This window comes from Allobosea sp. RCC_152_1 (assembly GCF_041360765.1).
Lineage (GTDB): Bacteria > Pseudomonadota > Alphaproteobacteria > Rhizobiales > Beijerinckiaceae > Allobosea > Allobosea spartocytisi.
In genome coordinates this window covers 146665-163299 of the sequence record NZ_JBFUPU010000011.1, presented here as the reverse complement: position 1 = coordinate 163299, position 16635 = coordinate 146665, and the positions used below count along the sequence as shown (strand labels likewise).

Here is a 16635-nt window from a genome sequence, read left to right as displayed (position 1 = left end):
CCTGTAGTTATTTTAACTGGCGATCAAATGCTCCTCCGACTCCGTCTGGTTATGACTGGCGTCGTCGGCGCCCGCCGAGGCAGGCTGCGGCGCGAGCTGCGTGCCGCCGCAGACATGGATGACGTCGCCCGTGATGAAATTCGCGCGCGGCGAGGCCAGAAAGGCGATCGCGCCGGCGACATCCTCGGCAGTCCCGAGCCGGCCAAGCGGCGACATCTTGCGGAAGGAAGCGGCCAGCCCCGTGTTCTCCTTCACGATCTTGTCGTTGAAGGGGGTGTTGAGGAAGCTCGGCGCCACCGCGTTGACGCGGATATTGTCGGGGCCGAGCTGCACGGCGAGCACGCGGGTGAGACCGATCAGCCCCGATTTGCTGGAGGTATAGGCGACGCCGGTGCCGGCGAGATAGACCCGCGAGGCGACATTGACGATGCTGCCGCCGCCGCTCCCCTTCATCAAGGGCTGCGCCGCCTGGGCGAGCAGCATCGGCACGGTCAGGTTGAGCGCGAGCACCGCGTTCCAGACCGACAGCTCGACGCTGTCGATGCGCGGAGCGCCGGTCATGCCGGCATTGTTGACGAGGCAGTCGAGCCGCCCGAAGCGCTCCGCCACGCTGTCGATCAGGCGTTGCGAAGCCCCCTCCTCCAGCAGATCCACAGGCTCGGCGACGGCTTCGCCGCCATTGCGGCAGATCTCGTCGCAGATCGCTTGCGTCCGTTCGAGGGCGCGATCCGCCAGCACGACGCGAAAACCGTCCTCGGCCAGCATCCGCGCGGCGGCGGCCCCGACGGCGCCAGCACCGCCAGTGACAAGAGCAACCTTCATCGCCGTACCTCTTATTTCTGCTGCCAGGGCATGAGCCGGCGCTGCAGCCATTGCAGCGCGTAGGTCAGCAGCACGCCGAGGATCATGACGACGACGAGGCCGGCATACATCTTCTCGGGGTTGAGGACCTCCCAGTAATAGAAGGTCATGTAGCCGACACCCTGCTTGGCGCGCACGAACTCGACCGAGATGATCACGATCATCGCCGTGCCCAAGGCGATGCGCAGGCCGGAGAAGATCACCGGCATGGCGCCGGGCAGGATGACGTGGCGCAGCATCGACCAGCCCTTGGCACCGTAGTTCTTGCCCGCCATCAGGTAGACCTTGTCGATGCCGCGCACCGCCGCCATCGTGTTGATCGCCATCAGGATGAAGACGGACAGCGCCACCACCAGGATCTTCGGCGCCTCGCCGAACGGGTCGGCGAACATCAGCATCACGATCGGGAAGATCGCGATCTTGGGCAGCACATAGATCGCTGAGAGCGTCGTATCGAGCATCAGCCTGACCGTCTGGTTCAGGCCCATCACCACGCCGAGCAAAACGCCCGGAATGGCGCCGAGCACGAAGCCGACGAGGACGCGCGCCACCGTCGCGAAGACATGGCTCTCGGCCACCAGCTTCCAGACCCCGGCCCAGCCCTCGCTATTGAAGGCTTCCGGCATCAGCCAGGGCCGGCCGAGCAGGGTCGTGCCGGAGAAGCGATCGTAGCGCGTGCTCAAATCCCAGAGCGCCGCGCCGATCCGGCTCGGCGGCGGAAACCAGGTCGGGTTGATGAAGCCGCTATCGGCAGCGAGCTCCCAGAGCACGAGGACGAGGAGCGGAAAGCCCAGCGCCAGCGTGCGCTCATAGGCACCCCTGCCCTTCACCGGCACCAATCGGCCGACGCGCTCACAGGCCAGCACCAGCAGGACGAAGCTCGCCCCGATCGCCGGCCAGGCGAAATCGCTCCACAGCCCGGCGATCGCGAGCGCGGCATTGAGCGCCACGCCTGCGGCGAGCAGGAGAAGGATGGCGCGCGCATCGTTGTTGGCCGCCGGAGACCCCTTCACAGGCGTCCGGTCGTCACTCGCCGTGATGCCTTCGGTGGATGCGATCGTCATGGCCGTGCCTCCATGGCGCGCGTCACCTCGGCGCTGAGCTTCTCCCAGATCTCGGCCCGGTATTCGGCAAAGCGCGGCGAGTTCTGCATCGCGATGGTGCGCGGGCGCGGCAGGTCGATCTTGAAGGTGGCGAGGTGCCGGCCGGGCTGGGCACTCATCAGGATGACGCGGTCGCCGAGCAGCACGGCCTCGTCGAGGCTATGGGTGATGTAGAGCACGGTCTTCCGCGTCTCTTCCCAGATCCGCAGCAGCTCCTCCTGGATGACGACGCGAGTCTGGGCATCGAGCGCGCCGAGCGGCTCGTCCATCAGCAGCACCTCGGGATCGTTGGCAAGCGCCCGGATGATGCTGACCCGCTGCTTCATGCCGCCCGAGATCTGGTGCGGGTAGTACTCGGAAAACTTGCCCAGGCCCACGCGGTCGAGCCAGTAGCGCGCGGTGTCGAGCCGTTCCTTGCGACCGATACCGCGCATCTGCGGGCCGAAGGCGACGTTCTCGATCAGCGTCTTCCAGGGAAAGATCGCGTATTCCTGGAAGACGACGCTGTTGAGCGGCTTAGCCCTCTCCTGGCCGGGACGGATGTCGATCGAGCCCAGCGAGATCGATTCCAGCCCCGCCACCATCCGCAGGAAGGTCGACTTGCCGCAGCCGGAGGGGCCGACGATGCAGACGAATTCGCCGTCGGCCACGTCGAGGGAGAAATCCTCCAGCGCGACCATGGTGCCGTCGGCCGTGGGATAGTGCTTGCTGACATTGCGCGCGCCGATCTTCGGCGCGGCGATGGCCTGCATGGCGACGGTCATCGGCCGACCCTCCGGGCTTGTTGTTCTTGCATCGATCCTGTCCGAAAGCCGGAATTCAATCCGGGCCGCCGTGCCGCTCACTTCGCCGGAGCGACCTTGCCGAGGATCTCGACCGCCTTGGCGACGAGGCGTCCGTCGATCACCTTCGCCATGTCGAGCGGCTTGTCGTACTCGGTGCGGCCGTTCTCGCGGTGCACGCGCTCGATATCGGCGAGGCCGTCGGTGGGGATCGCCATATTGGGATCGAAGATCACCGAGCCGCCGTTCTTGATCGCCTCGGGCGTCGAGGCGGTATATTTCAGATAGCCGTCCATATTGGGCTGGGCGAGGAAGTCGGCGCCCTGCATCAGCCGCGCGGCTTCCGTCATCGCCAGCACGAAGCGCTCGGCCACCTCCGGCCGATCCTTGATGAACTTGCCCGAGGCGACGAAGGCGACCGTCATCAGGCCGGGCGTGATGTCCTGCATCAGGAGCTTGCCGGTACCGGCCTTGAGGATCTGGTCGGAATAGGGCGAGGAGGTCAGCACCGCATCGACGGACTTCGCTTCCATCGCCGCCGGCATGTCGGCATTGCCGACATTCAGGAGCTGCGCGTCGCGCAAGCTGAGCTTGGCGCTCTCCAGCGCCTTGCTGACGAAATACTCGCCGCCGCTGCCCGGTCCACCCGCTGCCGCGATGCGCTTGCCCTTGAGGTCGGCGACCGACTTCACCGCGCCGGAATCGAGCAGGTCCTTGCGAACGATCAGCTTGGTCGGGCCGTCGGTCATCGGATCGAGCCCGCCCGGCGCGATCACGCGGATATCGAGGCCGCGATTCCACGCCGACCAGAGCGAGGCGACGATCGAGATGCCGCCGACATCGACGGAGCCCTTGTCGAGGAAGGCGATCGCCTCGGTGCCGGATTTGACGCTGTCGAGCTGGACGTTGAGCCCGTATTTCTTGAAGAGCCCGCGCGACTCCGCGACATAGGCGGTGGCGAACTTCATGATCGGGACATAGGCGACACGCACGGATTGGGGCGGGTCGAGCGGCTTCGGCGCGGGTGCCTGGGCCAAGGCCGGCGAGCCGGCAAAACCAAAGACCATGGCGACGCAGGCGCTACGCCAGCGAGCAAAACCTTCGAACATCCGTTCCTCCCTTTGGGGACGGCTGCCTGCCGCCTTCCCGTTCGTGTCACGTCTGCGGGCTTCTTCGGCCCGCTCATCCGCTTTCGTCAACCATCCTGAGCGGCGGAAGGCCGTCGTCTCCTAGCTTACAAGCTCCGACACCGCGCTGAGATAGGCTCCCTGAGCTGTAAGGCCCGCCTGCAATTCCGCGATCGGCACCTGCGCCGGCGTCACGCCCCGGTCGGCGGCGATGGCGGCGGCGACGCCCGCCGCATGGCCGGTCAGCCAGCATTGCGGGATCTCGCGCATGAAAGAATGGCTGGTGGCATCGCAGGAGAGATGCCGGCCAGGCGCCAGCAGACCGTCGATCTCGCGCGGCACGATGGAACCGTAGGGCACCGAGATGTTCGCGAATTTCGGTGCGAGCGAGGGCGAGACGCCAATCTCGTCCGGCGCCGTGCTGCCATCCCAGTTCTCGCGGGTGAGCTTGCCCAGCCCCTTGAGGCGCCGGCCGTGCCGGACGCCGAGCTGCGGCGCCGACAACATGATGAAGGCGTCCGAAAAGCCCGGGGCATGGGCGCGGTAGAAGGCGAGATGCTCCAGCATCAGCTGGTGGCTCCTGATCTCGACCTCGGAGAGGTCCTCGACCTTGAGCGCCGAATAGCCGGCGAGCCGCGGCCCCATGAAGACGGCGATATCGTCCCGCCACGACACCGAGGGCTTGTCGAAGAAGCGCATCGCCTCGCGACCGCGCGCCATGAATTGCGAGAACTGCTCCGGCGTCTCGGCCCGGAAGCGCAGGAAGGCCTTCATGTCGACGCCCGCAAACAGCCAGGAGGTGTTCATGCAGCCATGGATGTCGCGGATATCGACCTCGGTGTCGAAGCCGGAGCCGGCGCCGGCATAGAGATCTCCGTCGCCCGTCGCGTCGATCGTCACCCGGGCGAGGATCGCGCGCCGGCCCTCCTTGCTCTCGAAGGTGCAGCCGGCGACGCGCCGCCCTTCCATCAGCGGACTCGCACCCCAGGCGTGGAAGATCGGATGCACGCCGGCCTCCAGCACCATGGCCAGCGATTCCGCCTTGAGCCATTCCGGATCCAGCGTCGGCGCATGAGTGACGGTGTTGTTGAACGCCGCGTTGCGCTGCCCCCAATAGGCGACGCGCTCCGGGTCATGCGAGCCCCATTCCTGCGGCTCCGGCCCGGCGATCTTGTCGCGGGTCAGGCGTGACAGCAATTCCTCGGCGAAACCGCGAATGACATGCCGGCCCTGCCAGTCGCTCATCCGGTCGATCCAGATGACGAGGCCGCCGGTCGAAAGGCCGCCAAGATGGTTGTAGCGCTCCAGCAGCACCACATCGGCACCGCGCCGGGCGGCGGCAACGGCAGCCGCCGTGCCGGCAGGCCCGCCGCCGACGACCAGCACGTCGCATTCGGTATGAACAGGCAGTTCGCGCGCCGGCTCTGTGATCGTCTTGTTCGAGAGCCTGCGGCGCTCGAATTTTTCCGTATCGAAGGTCTCGGAGCGGAAGAACAGCCGTCCTCCCTCGCCTTCCATCGAACCCATGATGCGTTTCCTCGGGCTTCGTGGCCGGGCCTTTCCGCAGCCGCTTGGGGCGTGAGGGAGGCTCGGCGGCAGTTTCTTGCAAGGAGGATAGTCAAGCCGAACAACGCTGTTCAAATGAATTTGGGAGGCCTATTCATGAGCAATATTGCTCAATCGGAAGCCACATGATGGACGTCGCCGGGCTCGAGGCTTTCATCCAGATTGCCGAATTCGGCAGCTTCCGGCGCGCCGCCGAAGCGATGCGCCTGTCGCAGACGGCGTTGAGTCACCGCATCCGCAAGCTCGAGGAGGATGTCGGCGTCACGCTGTTCCAGCGCACGACGCGCAGCCTCGCCTTGACGCGAGCGGGACAGGCGTTCTTCCCGGAGGCGCGCGACGCGCTGCTGCGGCTCAGCAATCTCTACGACAATCTCAAGCGCGAGGGCCGGCAGTCGCAGGAGAAGGTCTCGGTCGGCTGCCTCGGCTCGCTCGGCGAGCATTTCCTGCCGGACGTCCTGCGCGAATTCCGCCAGCGCTACCCGCAGGTCTCGGTGACGGTCTTCGACGAACCGGCCGCGGCTTTGCGCGAGCGCGTCTCCTCGGGCGAGGCCCAGTTCGCCCTGACCATCCTCGGCGCGCAGCTCTGGACCCAGAAGTCCCGCGCCCTGTTCGAGGAGGATTTCGTCGCGGCGGTGCCCGCCAGCCATCCGCTGGCGGAACGCGAGGCGCTGACCTGGGCAGATCTCGTCGGCTATCCGCTGGCCCGCGTCGCCACCACGACGAGCCACGGCTTCATGCTGAGCGAAAGCCTCGGCACCTTCGGCGAGAGGCTCGACTGGGCCTATGAGGTCCAGCGCGTCAACATGGCGGTCTGCTTCGTCGCCAACGGCATTGCCGTCACCGTGCTGCCGCGCCTGGCGATCCCGCCGAGCCCAAACCTGCGCATCCTGCCGATCACCGCGCCCTCGATCCGGCGCACGGTCGGCATCATCGCGCGCGACGGCGTACCGCTGCCCCGCCCGGCGCAGCATCTGCAACGCATGCTGCTGCACGCGATCGCCCGCCATCCCAAGGGAATTCCCTCCGGTGAGGCTCAGGCCTCCGGTCGGGACAAGGCGACCACGCCGGGCAGTTCCTCCCTGTCGAGCAGATAGGCAAGGTCGTAGGCGGTCCAGCCCGCCCGCCCCGGCGCCAGCCCCTGCGCGTCGAGCACAGGCTCGAGCACGCCGGCGATATCCGCGAGCCGGTTCCGGTCGTAGCATTCGATCATGATCGCCCCGCCATCGGCATAAGCGGCAACGCCGGCCGCCGGCACCGTGAACGGCACGGGCGCGACCGCCGGGTCCTTCTGCAGGACATGGACCGCGCTCGCCGCCGTCTCGCGCAGGACATGGTCCGCGACCACGTCCCAAGCGCCCTCAGTGGCTGAGACATCCGCGAAGGTCGTCGCCATCAGCGCGCTGCCGACGCCGCCGCCGCGGCTCAGTACCGCAAGATGGCCCACACGGAAGAAACCGCGGAAGGACGGGCGCATGCTGCGCGACCACGGCGTCGGGGTCTCCAGCAGCTTCCGATAGGGCGCGCTCGCCAGCACCGCGTTGTCTTCGAGCTCGTAGAGCGTCAGGAATTCCGGCAACGGCCCCTCGCCGCGATGATAGCGGCGGGCGCGCAGCATGCCGGGGATCGCGAGCCGCTCGGGAACATGCTCGCGCGTATGCCAGAGATCGTATTCCGCGCGCCGGTCCGGATCGACCCCGTTCCAGAGCGAAAGCAGCCCGCGCCCTTTCAGCATCGTCCCGCCCCGCCTTTGTCAGCCCCGTCCGCGCCGATTCTCACGCCGGCTTCCTCTTCAGGCGGAAATCGTAGTGCAGGCTGTCATAGGGCCTGTCCATCATCCGACCGTCCGGAGCCGTGCCCGGCGAATGGGACGGGAATTCGCGGATCAGCGAATCCTTCACGCCGAACACCACGTCGGAATCGAGATAGCGATCTCCGGCGACGAAGACATGGGTGACGAGCGTGTCATGCCCGTCCGCATGGATCATGAAATGCACATGGGCCGGACGGTAGGGATGACGCGCCTGTGCCGCCAGCATCTCGCCGACCGGACCGTCATGGGGAATGGGATAGGCCGCGGGCCTGATCGTCCAGAAATGGAACCGCCCTTGCGCGTCGGCCAGCAGGCGAGCCCGCATCGCCAGCCCGCCCAGCTCGTCCATCTGCTGCACGTCGTAATAGCCGTCCGCATCGGAATGCCAGACATCGACCGCAGCGCCCGCCAACGGCGTCCCGTCGGCGGAAGCCACCGTGCCCGAGACGAAAAGCGGCTCACCCTTGATCCCGTCCGAGATGTTCGAGCCCAGCGGAAACACGGCCGGGTCCTGCACATAGAAGGGGCCTAGCACCGTGGTGTCGGTCACGCCGTCCGCGTCGCGGTGATTGATGGCATCGACCAGCATCGAGACGCCGAGCGTATCCGAGAGCAGGATGAATTCCTGGCGCGTGTCGTCGCACATCTGTCCGGTGCGGGTCAGGAAGCCGATCGCCGCCTCCCACTCCGCCATGCTCGGCTCGACCTCCTTCACCAGGGCATGGAGATGGCGCACCAGCGCCAGCCCGATCTGGCGCGTGCGCGGATCGGGCGCCTGCGCGACGCGGTCGAGCACCGCCTGGGTGATCGAGTTCTCGTCGAAATTGCGCATGGCTTCCTCCTGCCTGCGATGCCTGCCGGGGCTCGCCCCGCTTCGCCGGATGCGCTGCGCCTCAGGCCGCGCGCGGCGCCGATTCCAGCGGCTTGCCCGCGAGCCAGGCCCGGCCGCGCCGGTAGAGATCCTCGACGACCGGCCCGGTCAGTCCCGGCATGTCGGGCTTGACCTTGAAGCCCAATCCCGACTGCAGATAGGCGAGATGGCGATAACCGACGGGGAAACTCTCGAGCCTCGCCCGGTCCAGTTTGGGAGCCTGCGAAGGATCGACCGGATCGAGGCGATCCTTCTCGTAGATCGGCTGGCGCAGCACCAGCCCCCAGCTTCCGTCGCGCTTTTCCAGGAAATCGTAGAACCGGCCGGTGCAGACCACGTCGCAAATGACGCCGTCCACGCTGGCGCGCTGGTTGATCGTCATCTTGGTCTGGGCGATGGCGCGCTCGCCGGCAAGGTCGATCGCCGTCCCGCCGAGGAAATGCAGGATGCTGACGCCCTTCTCGAAGCCCTCGCGGCTGACCTTGATGAACTCGTCCGCCGTCCCCTGGAACCAGGTCGCCATCATCCGCCCGTCATCGTGCCAGACGCTGCGGAAGCGCTCCCAATCGCCGGCATCGCGCCAGACGGCCCAGTTCTCCACGAGATCGCGGATCAGCAGGCGCTCCCTCCATTCCTCGCTCATCCGATGCCTCCCATTGCACATTCGTTGGAAGTTTTCATATGAGAACAAGTTCATTATGTAAAGAAGTCATCGCGGCTCGCCGGGTCCGAACCGGGAAACAGGTTGAAACCACCCGGACGAAGCTCCACTATCGCACGGCGCTTCCACGGGCTGACCGAAGCATTTGAAGAAACCGGATAAATTCATGCAGCCGGCCGAGTCGGGCTCCGTCAAATCAGCCATGCGCGTGCTCGACCTGCTCGAGTATCTGCGTCGCTGGAACGCCGCCCAGACCCATACCCAGATCGCCGCGCAGCTCGCGATCCCCAAGAGCAGCCTGACGCAACTGCTCAAGACCTTGGTCAGTCGCGGCTATCTCGACTACGACCCGGCCAGCAAAGGCTATTTTCTCGGGCCGGCCATCGCGGCTTTGGGGCAGCGCAGCGCCGAGACGCGGGACCTCGCCAGCGTCGCGGAAACCGTGCTCGCCGAAACCGCGCGGGCGACCAGCGAGACCTGCGCGCTCAACGTGCTGAAGGGCGACGTCTCCGAGGTCATGGCGACGGCCAGCGGCACCCACCGGCTGCACTACCTCATGCGCGTCGGCGATACGGCGCCGCTCTATGCGACCTCGGGCGGCAAGGCGCTCCTCGCCCATCTGCCGACGGAGATGCGCCAGGACTACCTTTCCCGCATCCGCCTCGAGGCGATCACGCCGCGCACGATCGGCAGCGTCGCCGCGCTCGAAGCGGAGATCGCGGAGATCCAGCGCAGCGGCATCGCCTTCGTGGTGGAAGAGTTCACGCCCGGCATCGCGGGCATGGCCCGACCGATCCTGAATCGCTCCGGCTTTCCGCTCGCGGCGGTCAATATCGCGCTGCCGGTGGCGCGCTATGACGAGGCCCTGAAGCAGCGCTGCCTCAAGGCCTTGGACGCAGCCGTTGCGATGATACGCGAACGGATCGGCATCGCCTGAAACAGGCCGATTGAGATCGGGCCCTTCTCAGATCGGCTTGCCTTCGAGGAAGTCGAGCATCAGCTCGCGCTGCGCCAGAAACATGCCGACGCCGGTCTGCGTGCGGCAACCGATGCGCCGAGCCGCATCGAGCAAGGGCGAGACTTCCGGCACCGTGATGACATCGCCGACGAATGTCTCCGGCTTCAACCTGCTGACCTCGACCGGAAGCGGATCGCCCTGCTTCATCCCCATCGGGGTCGCGTTGGCGACGATGCCGAAACCGGTGGGATCGGCCGAACCGGGCACCACCTTGCGGGGATGCATGCCGGACAATTTCGCGATCAGCGCATCGCGCTTGGCCACATCCATGTCGTGCACGGCAAGCTCGGCGACGCCGGAATCGAGCAGTTGCAGGCCGATGGCGCTGCCAGCCCCGCCGGCACCCACGAGCAGCGCGCGTTGCCCCAGCGGCTCGCAGCCCGTCTGCATCATGGCGCTGACGAAGCCCTGCCCGTCGGTCATGTCGCCGTCCCAGGAGCCGTCGGCGTTACGCCGCACAACATTCGCCGAATCGAGCAGCCGCGCCCGCGCCGAGACCGAGCTGCAATGACGCCGCGCTGCGAATTTATGCGGCACGGTGGCGATGATGCCATCGACATTCCGGATCGGCCCCAGCGCCTCGATAAAGGCGTCGACATTCTCCGGCAGTACATGGATCGGCACGACGATGGCGTTGCGGCCACGCTCGACGAAACCCTTCGTCATGCCCGCCGGCGCCTTCACCTGCGCGATGGGGTGACCGATGATCACGAAAATCCGCGTCTCGCCGCTCAGCATCTCCAGCATCGCTTCCTCCGTCGCAGCGGCCATGGTGCCGCCTTTCGATTGATCTAATATATGAACTTATTTATAGATGAAAACAATCAGCGGACCAGCGGCGCTTGAAACGGCTGCCGCCTTTTCTCCGGAAGCCATGCCATGCTGTCGCTCGCGCACCTCACCTTCATGCAGGCCGGGCCGCTCGAGCTGATCTCGCTCGCCAAGCAGGGAGGGTTCGACGCGGTGGGGCTGCGCCTGATCGACCCCGCGCCCGAAGCCGCCTTCTTCCCGGTCGTCACCGATGCCGGGCTGCGCCGGCGGACCAAGGCGGCGCTGGAGGCGACGGGTCTCACGCTCCTCGATATCGAGGCGGTCTGGCTGTGGCCGCAGACGCAAGTCCCGAAACTTCGTCCCGCGCTCGAGGCCGGAGCCGAACTCGGCGCCCGCAACCTGCTGGTCGCCGGCAACGACACCGACCGGAACCGCATGACGGACCGCCTCGCCGAGCTCTGCGGCATGGCCCGCGAATACGGCATGGGTGTCGGCTTCGAGTTCATTCCCTATACCGCCCTGGATTCGCTCGCCTTTGCGCAGGAGATCCTGAAGGCGGCCGATCAGCCCCATGCCGGCCTGCTGATCGACGCCTTGCACCTCGCCCGCTCCGGCGGTTCCCCGGCCGACATCGCCGCGATCGATCCTGCACTGATCGCCTACGGCCATCTCTGCGATGCGCCCGAATCCTCTCCCGGCCTGGAGGGGCTACGGGCCGAAGCGCGCGGCGCAAGGCTCTATCCGGGCGATGGCGGCCTGCCTTTGGCGGACTTCCTGAAAGCGTTGCCGGCGGACAAGCCGATCGCCCTCGAAGCGCCCAGCGTCGCCTATGGCCATGACGACGGCGAAAGGGCACGCCGCGCCGGCGCCGCCTGTCGCGCTTTGCTGGCGAGCATCGGCCGCGGCTGACCGAGGCGCCATCAGCAGGCCTGCCGCTTCTCGCTCGACCGCGCGGCGCGCCTGGCTGCAAAGCGCCGCGTGTGCTCGGCGGCGCTGGCGACCTTCTCCCGGAGCGTCAGGGCAGCCTCGCTCGCGACGGGCGTTTCCACCACCATCTGCAAGCCATCCGGCAGGACGTCGAGGATGTCGTCGAGGGCGATGACACCCTCGCCGAGATGGAGACGCCCTCCCCGTGCCTCGGCCGGCAAGGCTTCGAGCGGCGGCGCAACCGGGCCGGCATCGCAAAGCTGGACATAGGCAATGCGTGCGGCGGGACAGGCGGCGAGCTGTTGCGGCGTGCCGCCGGTGCGGTGGAAATGCAGCACGTCCAGGATCACGCCGGCATTGGCCTTGCCCGCCGCCTCCAGCAGCGCGAGCGCGGCCGCCAGATTCGGGATGTCGCGATAGCGCATGAACTCGACACCGACATGCAGGCCGCAACGCGCGGCTTCCTCGCAAAGCCGGGAAAACATCGATCCGCTCAGCTTCCGACAGGAAGCTGTCATGGCCGATGATCTCGGTCCCGATCGCCGAGATATGGGTCGCGCCCAGCTCCGCACCGGTTTCGAGCGCGGGCACGAAGCTCGCCGCATCGATCCCGGGGCGCAGCACGAAGGCCTCGACATCGAAGACCCGGACACCGGTCGCCTTCGACGCAGCCTTGATCGCGCGGATGACCTCGGGTCGGCCGATGACCTCGCGGGCCAGCGGCTTGTTCATCGCCGAGCGCAGCACGAGCCCCGCAGCCCCGAAGCCGCTTTCACCCGCAGCCTCGATCAGGGCCACGGGATCGCCGCCGCCGACCGTCAGATTGGCGATGGAGAGGTCGTGCAGGTTCAGCGCGCGTGTCATGGCGGATGTCCTGTTGCGGAGGAGTGGAGGTGATGCGCGGCGTTCCTTCCGACGAGGTAGCCGAAGGTCATGGCCGGGCCGAGATTGATGCCACCCGCCGGATAGGTTCCGCCCATCACGCTCGCCATGTCGGCTCCGACCGCGAAAAGGCCGGCAATCGGACGCCCCTGCGTATCCAGAACGTTGGCTTGTGCGTCGGTCTTCAGCCCGGCGAAGGTGCCGAGGCTGCCCGGCACGATTTTGACGGCATAGAAGGGGCCATGCTCGATCGGCGCGACCGACGGATTGGGCCGGACCGCCGGATCGCCGCCCATCCGGTTATAGGGCGTTTCACCGCGGTGGAATTGCGGATCCCTGCCCTGAGCGGCTGCCGCATTGTAGCGCGCCACCGTCTCGACGAGCCCGTCCGGATCGATGCCGCAGATCCGCGCAAGCTCGGCCAGCGTCTTACCGCGCCTGAGATAGCCGCTGGCAAGATAAGGCGCGAGCGGCAGTGGCGCCGGCTTGGCGAAGCCGAGCCCATAGCGGCGCTGGAAGCGGTGGTCGCAGATCAGCCAGGAAACCGGCTCCGCCCCGGCCGGGATCGCCTTCAGCAGGGCCTCGACGTAGTCGTAATAGCTGTCGGCCTCGTTGACGAAGCGGCTCCCATCGACCGTCACCGCGATCAGCCCCGGCTTGGCGCGCTCGACGAGATGCGGGAAATGCCCGAAGGAACCGTCCCTGCGCGGCACCAGCGAGACCGGCGCCCAGGCGCAGGGCGCCGCGAGCCCGCCATCGACGAGGGCGCCGACACTCTCGCCCAGGCGCAGCCCGTCGCCGGTGTTGCTGCGCGGTGCCGCCGACCAATGCGCCCGCCCGGTCGGATTGCGCGGCACCAGCTCCTTCAGGCGCTCATAATCATGCGGAAAGCCGCCGCAAGCCAGCACGACGCCGGCGCGCGCGATGATCCGATGCTCCTGCCCGTCCCGGTCGACGACGGCCCCGATGACCGCCCCGTCATGGCTCAGCAAGCGACGGGCCGGCGCTTTCGCATGCAGATCGACGCCGAGATCGCTGGCGGATTTGAGCAGCCGCGCGACAAGCGCATTGCCGTTGACGAGCTGCATGCCGCGCCCGTGCCGCGCGAGGTCGAGAGCATGCCGACCGATGCGGCGCGCGACATGGCGGAAGGACGTCCAGGATCGTGTCGCGTTGAGGAAATGGGCGAAATCGGCACCCGAGGCGATCCCCATGCCCAGCAGCGAGATTTCGGGCAGCGGCGGCCGCAGCTTTGCGACCAGCGGTCCAAGCTCGCGCCCGTCGAACGGAGCCGCGCAGACCGAGCGCCCGCCCAGCCCGGCGCCGGGCGCGTTGCCATGCATGTCGGGGATCTTGTTGCCGTCGATGAACTGCACGGCGGTGTTCGCGCGAAAGAACGACACCATCTCGGGTGCCGCCGCCAGGAAAGCCTCGATCCGGGCCTCGTCGTAATGGTTGCCGAGTTCGTGCCGCAGATAGGTGCGAACCGCCTCCCCGTCCTCCTCGATCCCGGCCTCGCAGGCGAGCGGATTGCGCGGCACCCACATCCAGCCGCCGGACCAGGCGGTGGTGCCGCCGAAGACCGGCTCCTTCTCGACGACCACGACCTTCAGCCCGTGCCAGGCTGCGACGACGGCTGCCGAAAGACCACCCGCCCCCGAGCCGATCACCAGCAGGTCGCAATGCTCTTCAGGACGGTTGCTCATATCCATCAGGGATCGGCCTTCGCCGGTGGAGGCGTGAGGTATCAGACGCTGGCCGTGGCCTGGACCGCGCGCAGCATCGCCTCTGTCTTCTCCCGCAGCATCCGTGCGCGTGGCGCCGCCGGCATGGTCCTGGCGAGCTCGGCCATCGGAATCTCCACGCTGATCGGCAGGTCCTGAGGAACGGCGCGCAGCATGCCCGTGAGGTCGAGCCCGCCCTCGCCCGGCGGCAAACGTGCCTGCCGCGCCTGGTAGATCATCGTCTCGTGATCCTTCGGACGTTCGGCGGGCAGGTCGCAGATCTGGAAATAGCAATGCAGGTGCCTGGGCATCGCCGCCACGTCGGCGGCCGTTTCGCCGGAGCGGTCGACATGAATCGCATCGACGATGATGTGCCCGTTCGCCGGGTTGGTCGCCTCGACGATGCGCCGGGCGGCGGCGAGCGTCTTCACGCCGGTCCAGGGCATGTGCTCCAGCCCCATCCCGATGCCGAAGGGTGCGCCGAGTGCGCAGATCTCGGCGAATTTGTCGATCATGAAGGGCTCGTCCTCGACATCGCCGGCGACGAGCACGAACTTGCCGCCGAGCTTCGCGCCGGTCTCGATCACCGGCAGGAAATCGGTCAGGCGCGTGTCGCGGTTGATGCGCAGGATCTCGAAATCGAACAGCGCCACGCCGCTATCGGCGATACGCCGCTGCGTCTCACGGAACATCGGCGTATCGCCGATCATCGGGAACTGAGCCTCCTTGCCGGGCGCTGCCGGCGCAAGACGCAGGCTGGCATAGCTGTAGCCGGCCTCCGCAGCCGCGCTGAAGACGTCCGGCGGCGCGAGCTCCATGACAGTGAGATGGGCGAGCGAGATCAGGCGGTTCATGCCTTGCGGTCCTGATGGCGGTAATAGGCGATGGTGGCGGCGATGCCGTCCGAGAGGCTGGTCTCGGGCAGCCCCGGGAGGAGCGAGGCGATGTCGTCCTTCGCGAGCTCGGGTGCGATCGGCATCGGCGCGCCACGCGCGCTGAGCTTTGCGCCCGGCACCTGCCGTGTGATCTCGGCGATGACCTCGTCGATGGTCACGGTCCTGCCGGCAAGGGTGAAGGCGTGGGCGCCCGGCGCATCGCTGAACAGCGCCGCCTCGAAGGCCGCCGCGACATCGTCGACATAAACGAGCCCGGACGGGCCGACATAGTCGATCTCATAGGGCACGCCCTGCGCGGCGGCCCGGCAGGCCAGGGTCGGCCCGGCGCTGGCGCCCGCCTCGCCACGGCCCGGGCCGTAGACGATATAGGGGCGGAAGCCGACGCTCGGCATGGCGTGATCGGCCCAGTAAGCACGTGCGCTGCCCTCGCAGGCGAGCTTGAAGGCGCCGTAATGCGTCATCGGGAACGGGGTGCTGCCGCTGTCCGGGCCGAAGACGCCGGCCGAGCTGGCATAGACCACCCGCGCCATGCGCAGGCGCAGCGCCGCCTCGAAGACGTGGAGCGTGCCGATCAGGTTGATCTCCGCGCCCTTGACGGGATCGGCCCGGCAGGCCGGCGTCAGGATGCCGGCCATCGCGATGGCGCGGTCGCACCCCTCCGCCGCCTCATGGACGACTGCCCCGTCGCGGACATCGCCGCGCCGCCATTCCACCCGGCCGGCAAGCTCGCCGAGGATGTTGCGCACAGCGCCGCTGTCCGAGGCGATATCGAGGACGCGCACGGCAACGCCGCGGGCCAGAAGGCGGCGAATGATCCAGGCGGCGATGAAGCCCGTGCCGCCGGTCATGAGCACACGCATGGCGCCGCCCCTCCTAGCTCAGCGGCGAGAAGGCGGTCGGCAGATAGATCGCCGAGCTCAGGCTGGTCAGATGCGCCGGCCCGCCCTTCGGCGGCCAGATGCCGCGCTCGACGGCCTCGGCCCGCTTGGCCATGCGGTCATTGAGCGAGGCGAAGGGCCAGATATGGAGGAAGCGCGGCAGCGCCCCGTCGAGCGCATACATCGCGCCGAGCAGAGGCGAGACCTTCGCGCGCTCGGGCACGGCCGCGCGCCACAAATCCATGGTCGGCTTGAGGCCGCCCGCCTTCACGCCGTAGATGCGGATCTCGTAGACCGGGCCGTGCTTTCCGGGCGCGAGCGGCGCGACGAAGTCGAAAGGCGCATAGGTCGTCGTCTCGACCTCCAGGAAATGCTCAGCCGCGCCGAACAGACTGCCCTCGACGACCTGCCGCGCGCGATCCTCCGCCAGAGCGCGGTCATCCTCATAGCCCTGCAGAAACAGGACCTGGTTCAGCGCGCCGATCTCGGCCGTGAAGCAGCCGAGGAGCTTGCCCGCAAATCCATTGCCTGTGACGGCGGCCTCGATCCCGGCGAGAACCTTCGGCAGCCCTCCGACCTCGGGCCTGATCCTGGTGACGGCATAGCGCATCGGCGTTCCTCCTGCTCGTTAGCGACAGGACATAGCCGCATCGCGTCATCAATGAAAGTTCATTCTGGAATTTCATTTCAGTTTTGAATATACGGCTCACCAGAGAGCACCGACAAGAGCCGGGTAGCGGCGGCGTCGTGGTCGGCCG

The 16635-nt window shown here is 67.3% G+C and carries 18 protein-coding genes; 4 read left to right on the top strand and 14 right to left on the bottom strand.

Annotation, left to right across the window (positions count from 1 at the left end):
- Window positions 1-12: 12 nt before the first annotated feature.
- The 5 genes from AB6806_RS25975 to AB6806_RS25955 form a co-directional block, all read right to left on the bottom strand.
- Complete coding sequence (locus AB6806_RS25975) at window positions 13-822, bottom strand: SDR family NAD(P)-dependent oxidoreductase (RefSeq protein ID WP_185748003.1); 810 nt, start codon at window positions 820-822, stop codon at window positions 13-15.
- Between the two features lie 11 nt (window positions 823-833).
- Window positions 834-1925, bottom strand: coding sequence for an ABC transporter permease (locus AB6806_RS25970; RefSeq protein ID WP_142022704.1), 1092 nt, complete (start codon window positions 1923-1925; stop codon window positions 834-836).
- Window positions 1922-2728, bottom strand: coding sequence for an ABC transporter ATP-binding protein (locus tag AB6806_RS25965; protein WP_370955854.1), 807 nt, complete (start codon window positions 2726-2728; stop codon window positions 1922-1924). Before AB6806_RS25965 ends, AB6806_RS25970 begins: the two co-directional genes overlap by 4 nt.
- 77 nt (window positions 2729-2805) lie before the next feature.
- Window positions 2806-3855: an ABC transporter substrate-binding protein gene (locus tag AB6806_RS25960; protein ID WP_142022703.1), complete on the bottom strand. Its 1050-nt coding sequence runs from the start codon at window positions 3853-3855 to the stop codon at window positions 2806-2808.
- Window positions 3856-3975: 120 nt separating this feature from the next.
- On the bottom strand, window positions 3976-5400 hold the full coding sequence (locus AB6806_RS25955; protein WP_142022702.1) for an FAD-dependent oxidoreductase: 1425 nt from the start codon (window positions 5398-5400) through the stop codon (window positions 3976-3978).
- Between the two features lie 164 nt (window positions 5401-5564).
- Here AB6806_RS25955 and AB6806_RS25950 point away from each other — a divergent pair, with 164 nt between their 5' ends.
- Window positions 5565-6533: a LysR family transcriptional regulator gene (locus tag AB6806_RS25950; RefSeq protein ID WP_142022701.1), complete on the top strand. Its 969-nt coding sequence runs from the start codon at window positions 5565-5567 to the stop codon at window positions 6531-6533.
- Here the strand turns inward: AB6806_RS25950 and AB6806_RS25945 are convergent.
- The 3 genes from AB6806_RS25945 to AB6806_RS25935 form a co-directional block, all read right to left on the bottom strand.
- The gene (locus AB6806_RS25945; protein WP_142022700.1) at window positions 6473-7171 is read right to left on the bottom strand and encodes a hypothetical protein; all 699 of its coding nucleotides are present in this window, start codon (window positions 7169-7171) and stop codon (window positions 6473-6475) included. The two genes, AB6806_RS25950 and AB6806_RS25945, sit on opposite strands and share 61 nt — an antisense overlap.
- Before the next feature lie 40 nt (window positions 7172-7211).
- Window positions 7212-8081 (bottom strand): intradiol ring-cleavage dioxygenase, encoded by an 870-nt coding sequence (locus AB6806_RS25940; RefSeq protein WP_370955851.1) that lies wholly within the window; start codon window positions 8079-8081, stop codon window positions 7212-7214.
- Window positions 8082-8142: 61 nt separating this feature from the next.
- A complete protein-coding gene (locus AB6806_RS25935) occupies window positions 8143-8763 on the bottom strand; it encodes a nuclear transport factor 2 family protein (RefSeq protein ID WP_113254097.1) in 621 nt (206 codons plus the stop codon).
- A gap of 184 nt (window positions 8764-8947) precedes the next feature.
- On the opposite strand from AB6806_RS25935, the gene AB6806_RS25930 reads away from it, so the two are divergent.
- Window positions 8948-9718 carry an IclR family transcriptional regulator gene (locus AB6806_RS25930; protein WP_370955849.1) on the top strand — a complete coding sequence of 257 codons (771 nt, stop codon included), beginning with the start codon at window positions 8948-8950 and terminating at the stop codon, window positions 9716-9718.
- A gap of 27 nt (window positions 9719-9745) precedes the next feature.
- Here the strand turns inward: AB6806_RS25930 and AB6806_RS25925 are convergent, their stop codons facing one another.
- On the bottom strand, window positions 9746-10570 hold the full coding sequence (locus AB6806_RS25925) for a shikimate dehydrogenase family protein (RefSeq protein ID WP_370955847.1): 825 nt from the start codon (window positions 10568-10570) through the stop codon (window positions 9746-9748).
- 108 nt (window positions 10571-10678) lie between these two features.
- Between AB6806_RS25925 and AB6806_RS25920 the strand changes: the two genes are divergently transcribed.
- Entirely contained in the window at window positions 10679-11479 is an 801-nt protein-coding gene (locus AB6806_RS25920) for a sugar phosphate isomerase/epimerase family protein (RefSeq protein WP_370955845.1), read from the top strand.
- 11 nt (window positions 11480-11490) lie between these two features.
- On the opposite strand, the gene AB6806_RS25915 is transcribed toward AB6806_RS25920, so the two are convergent.
- A complete protein-coding gene (locus tag AB6806_RS25915; protein ID WP_370955843.1) occupies window positions 11491-11982 on the bottom strand; it encodes a sugar phosphate isomerase/epimerase family protein in 492 nt (163 codons plus the stop codon).
- Between the two features lie 31 nt (window positions 11983-12013).
- Here AB6806_RS25915 and AB6806_RS25910 point away from each other — a divergent pair, with 31 nt between their 5' ends.
- A complete protein-coding gene (locus AB6806_RS25910; protein WP_370955841.1) occupies window positions 12014-12394 on the top strand; it encodes a hypothetical protein in 381 nt (126 codons plus the stop codon).
- Here AB6806_RS25910 and AB6806_RS25905 read toward each other — a convergent pair.
- Genes AB6806_RS25905 through AB6806_RS25890 form a run of 4 tightly spaced genes read right to left on the bottom strand, consistent with a single transcriptional unit; the run spans window position 12358 to window position 16487 of the window.
- A complete protein-coding gene (locus tag AB6806_RS25905; RefSeq protein ID WP_370955840.1) occupies window positions 12358-14085 on the bottom strand; it encodes an FAD-dependent oxidoreductase in 1728 nt (575 codons plus the stop codon). The genes AB6806_RS25910 and AB6806_RS25905 overlap by 37 nt on opposite strands.
- Before the next feature lie 41 nt (window positions 14086-14126).
- The gene (locus tag AB6806_RS25900) at window positions 14127-14957 is read right to left on the bottom strand and encodes a sugar phosphate isomerase/epimerase family protein (RefSeq protein ID WP_142022694.1); all 831 of its coding nucleotides are present in this window, start codon (window positions 14955-14957) and stop codon (window positions 14127-14129) included.
- Window positions 14954-15859 (bottom strand): NAD-dependent epimerase/dehydratase family protein, encoded by a 906-nt coding sequence (locus tag AB6806_RS25895; RefSeq protein WP_142022693.1) that lies wholly within the window; start codon window positions 15857-15859, stop codon window positions 14954-14956. The genes AB6806_RS25900 and AB6806_RS25895 overlap by 4 nt, the downstream gene beginning before the upstream one ends.
- A gap of 13 nt (window positions 15860-15872) precedes the next feature.
- A complete protein-coding gene (locus AB6806_RS25890; protein ID WP_142022692.1) occupies window positions 15873-16487 on the bottom strand; it encodes an NIPSNAP family protein in 615 nt (204 codons plus the stop codon).
- Window positions 16488-16635: the final 148 nt, after the last annotated feature.

Excerpts from the sequence above, each read along its gene's own strand:
- AB6806_RS25920 (WP_370955845.1), top strand. The coding sequence starts at position 10,679 with ATGCTGTCGCTCGCGCACCTCACCTTCATGCAGGCCGGGCCGCTCGAG.
- AB6806_RS25975 (WP_185748003.1), bottom strand. The coding sequence starts at position 822 with ATGAAGGTTGCTCTTGTCACTGGCGGTGCTGGCGCCGTCGGGGCCGCC.
- AB6806_RS25955 (WP_142022702.1), bottom strand. The coding sequence starts at position 5,400 with ATGGGTTCGATGGAAGGCGAGGGAGGACGGCTGTTCTTCCGCTCCGAG.
- AB6806_RS25935 (WP_113254097.1), bottom strand. The coding sequence starts at position 8,763 with ATGAGCGAGGAATGGAGGGAGCGCCTGCTGATCCGCGATCTCGTGGAG.
- AB6806_RS25895 (WP_142022693.1), bottom strand. The coding sequence starts at position 15,859 with ATGCGTGTGCTCATGACCGGCGGCACGGGCTTCATCGCCGCCTGGATC.
- AB6806_RS25960 (WP_142022703.1), bottom strand. The coding sequence starts at position 3,855 with ATGTTCGAAGGTTTTGCTCGCTGGCGTAGCGCCTGCGTCGCCATGGTC.
- AB6806_RS25925 (WP_370955847.1), bottom strand. The coding sequence starts at position 10,570 with ATGGCCGCTGCGACGGAGGAAGCGATGCTGGAGATGCTGAGCGGCGAG.
- AB6806_RS25950 (WP_142022701.1), top strand. The coding sequence starts at position 5,565 with ATGATGGACGTCGCCGGGCTCGAGGCTTTCATCCAGATTGCCGAATTC.
- AB6806_RS25970 (WP_142022704.1), bottom strand. The coding sequence starts at position 1,925 with ATGACGATCGCATCCACCGAAGGCATCACGGCGAGTGACGACCGGACG.
- AB6806_RS25945 (WP_142022700.1), bottom strand. The coding sequence starts at position 7,171 with ATGCTGAAAGGGCGCGGGCTGCTTTCGCTCTGGAACGGGGTCGATCCG.
- AB6806_RS25905 (WP_370955840.1), bottom strand. The coding sequence starts at position 14,085 with ATGAGCAACCGTCCTGAAGAGCATTGCGACCTGCTGGTGATCGGCTCG.
- AB6806_RS25900 (WP_142022694.1), bottom strand. The coding sequence starts at position 14,957 with ATGAACCGCCTGATCTCGCTCGCCCATCTCACTGTCATGGAGCTCGCG.
- AB6806_RS25940 (WP_370955851.1), bottom strand. The coding sequence starts at position 8,081 with ATGCGCAATTTCGACGAGAACTCGATCACCCAGGCGGTGCTCGACCGC.
- AB6806_RS25910 (WP_370955841.1), top strand. The coding sequence starts at position 12,014 with ATGGCCGATGATCTCGGTCCCGATCGCCGAGATATGGGTCGCGCCCAG.
- AB6806_RS25965 (WP_370955854.1), bottom strand. The coding sequence starts at position 2,728 with ATGACCGTCGCCATGCAGGCCATCGCCGCGCCGAAGATCGGCGCGCGC.
- AB6806_RS25890 (WP_142022692.1), bottom strand. The coding sequence starts at position 16,487 with ATGCGCTATGCCGTCACCAGGATCAGGCCCGAGGTCGGAGGGCTGCCG.
- AB6806_RS25930 (WP_370955849.1), top strand. The coding sequence starts at position 8,948 with ATGCAGCCGGCCGAGTCGGGCTCCGTCAAATCAGCCATGCGCGTGCTC.
- AB6806_RS25915 (WP_370955843.1), bottom strand. The coding sequence starts at position 11,982 with ATGTTTTCCCGGCTTTGCGAGGAAGCCGCGCGTTGCGGCCTGCATGTC.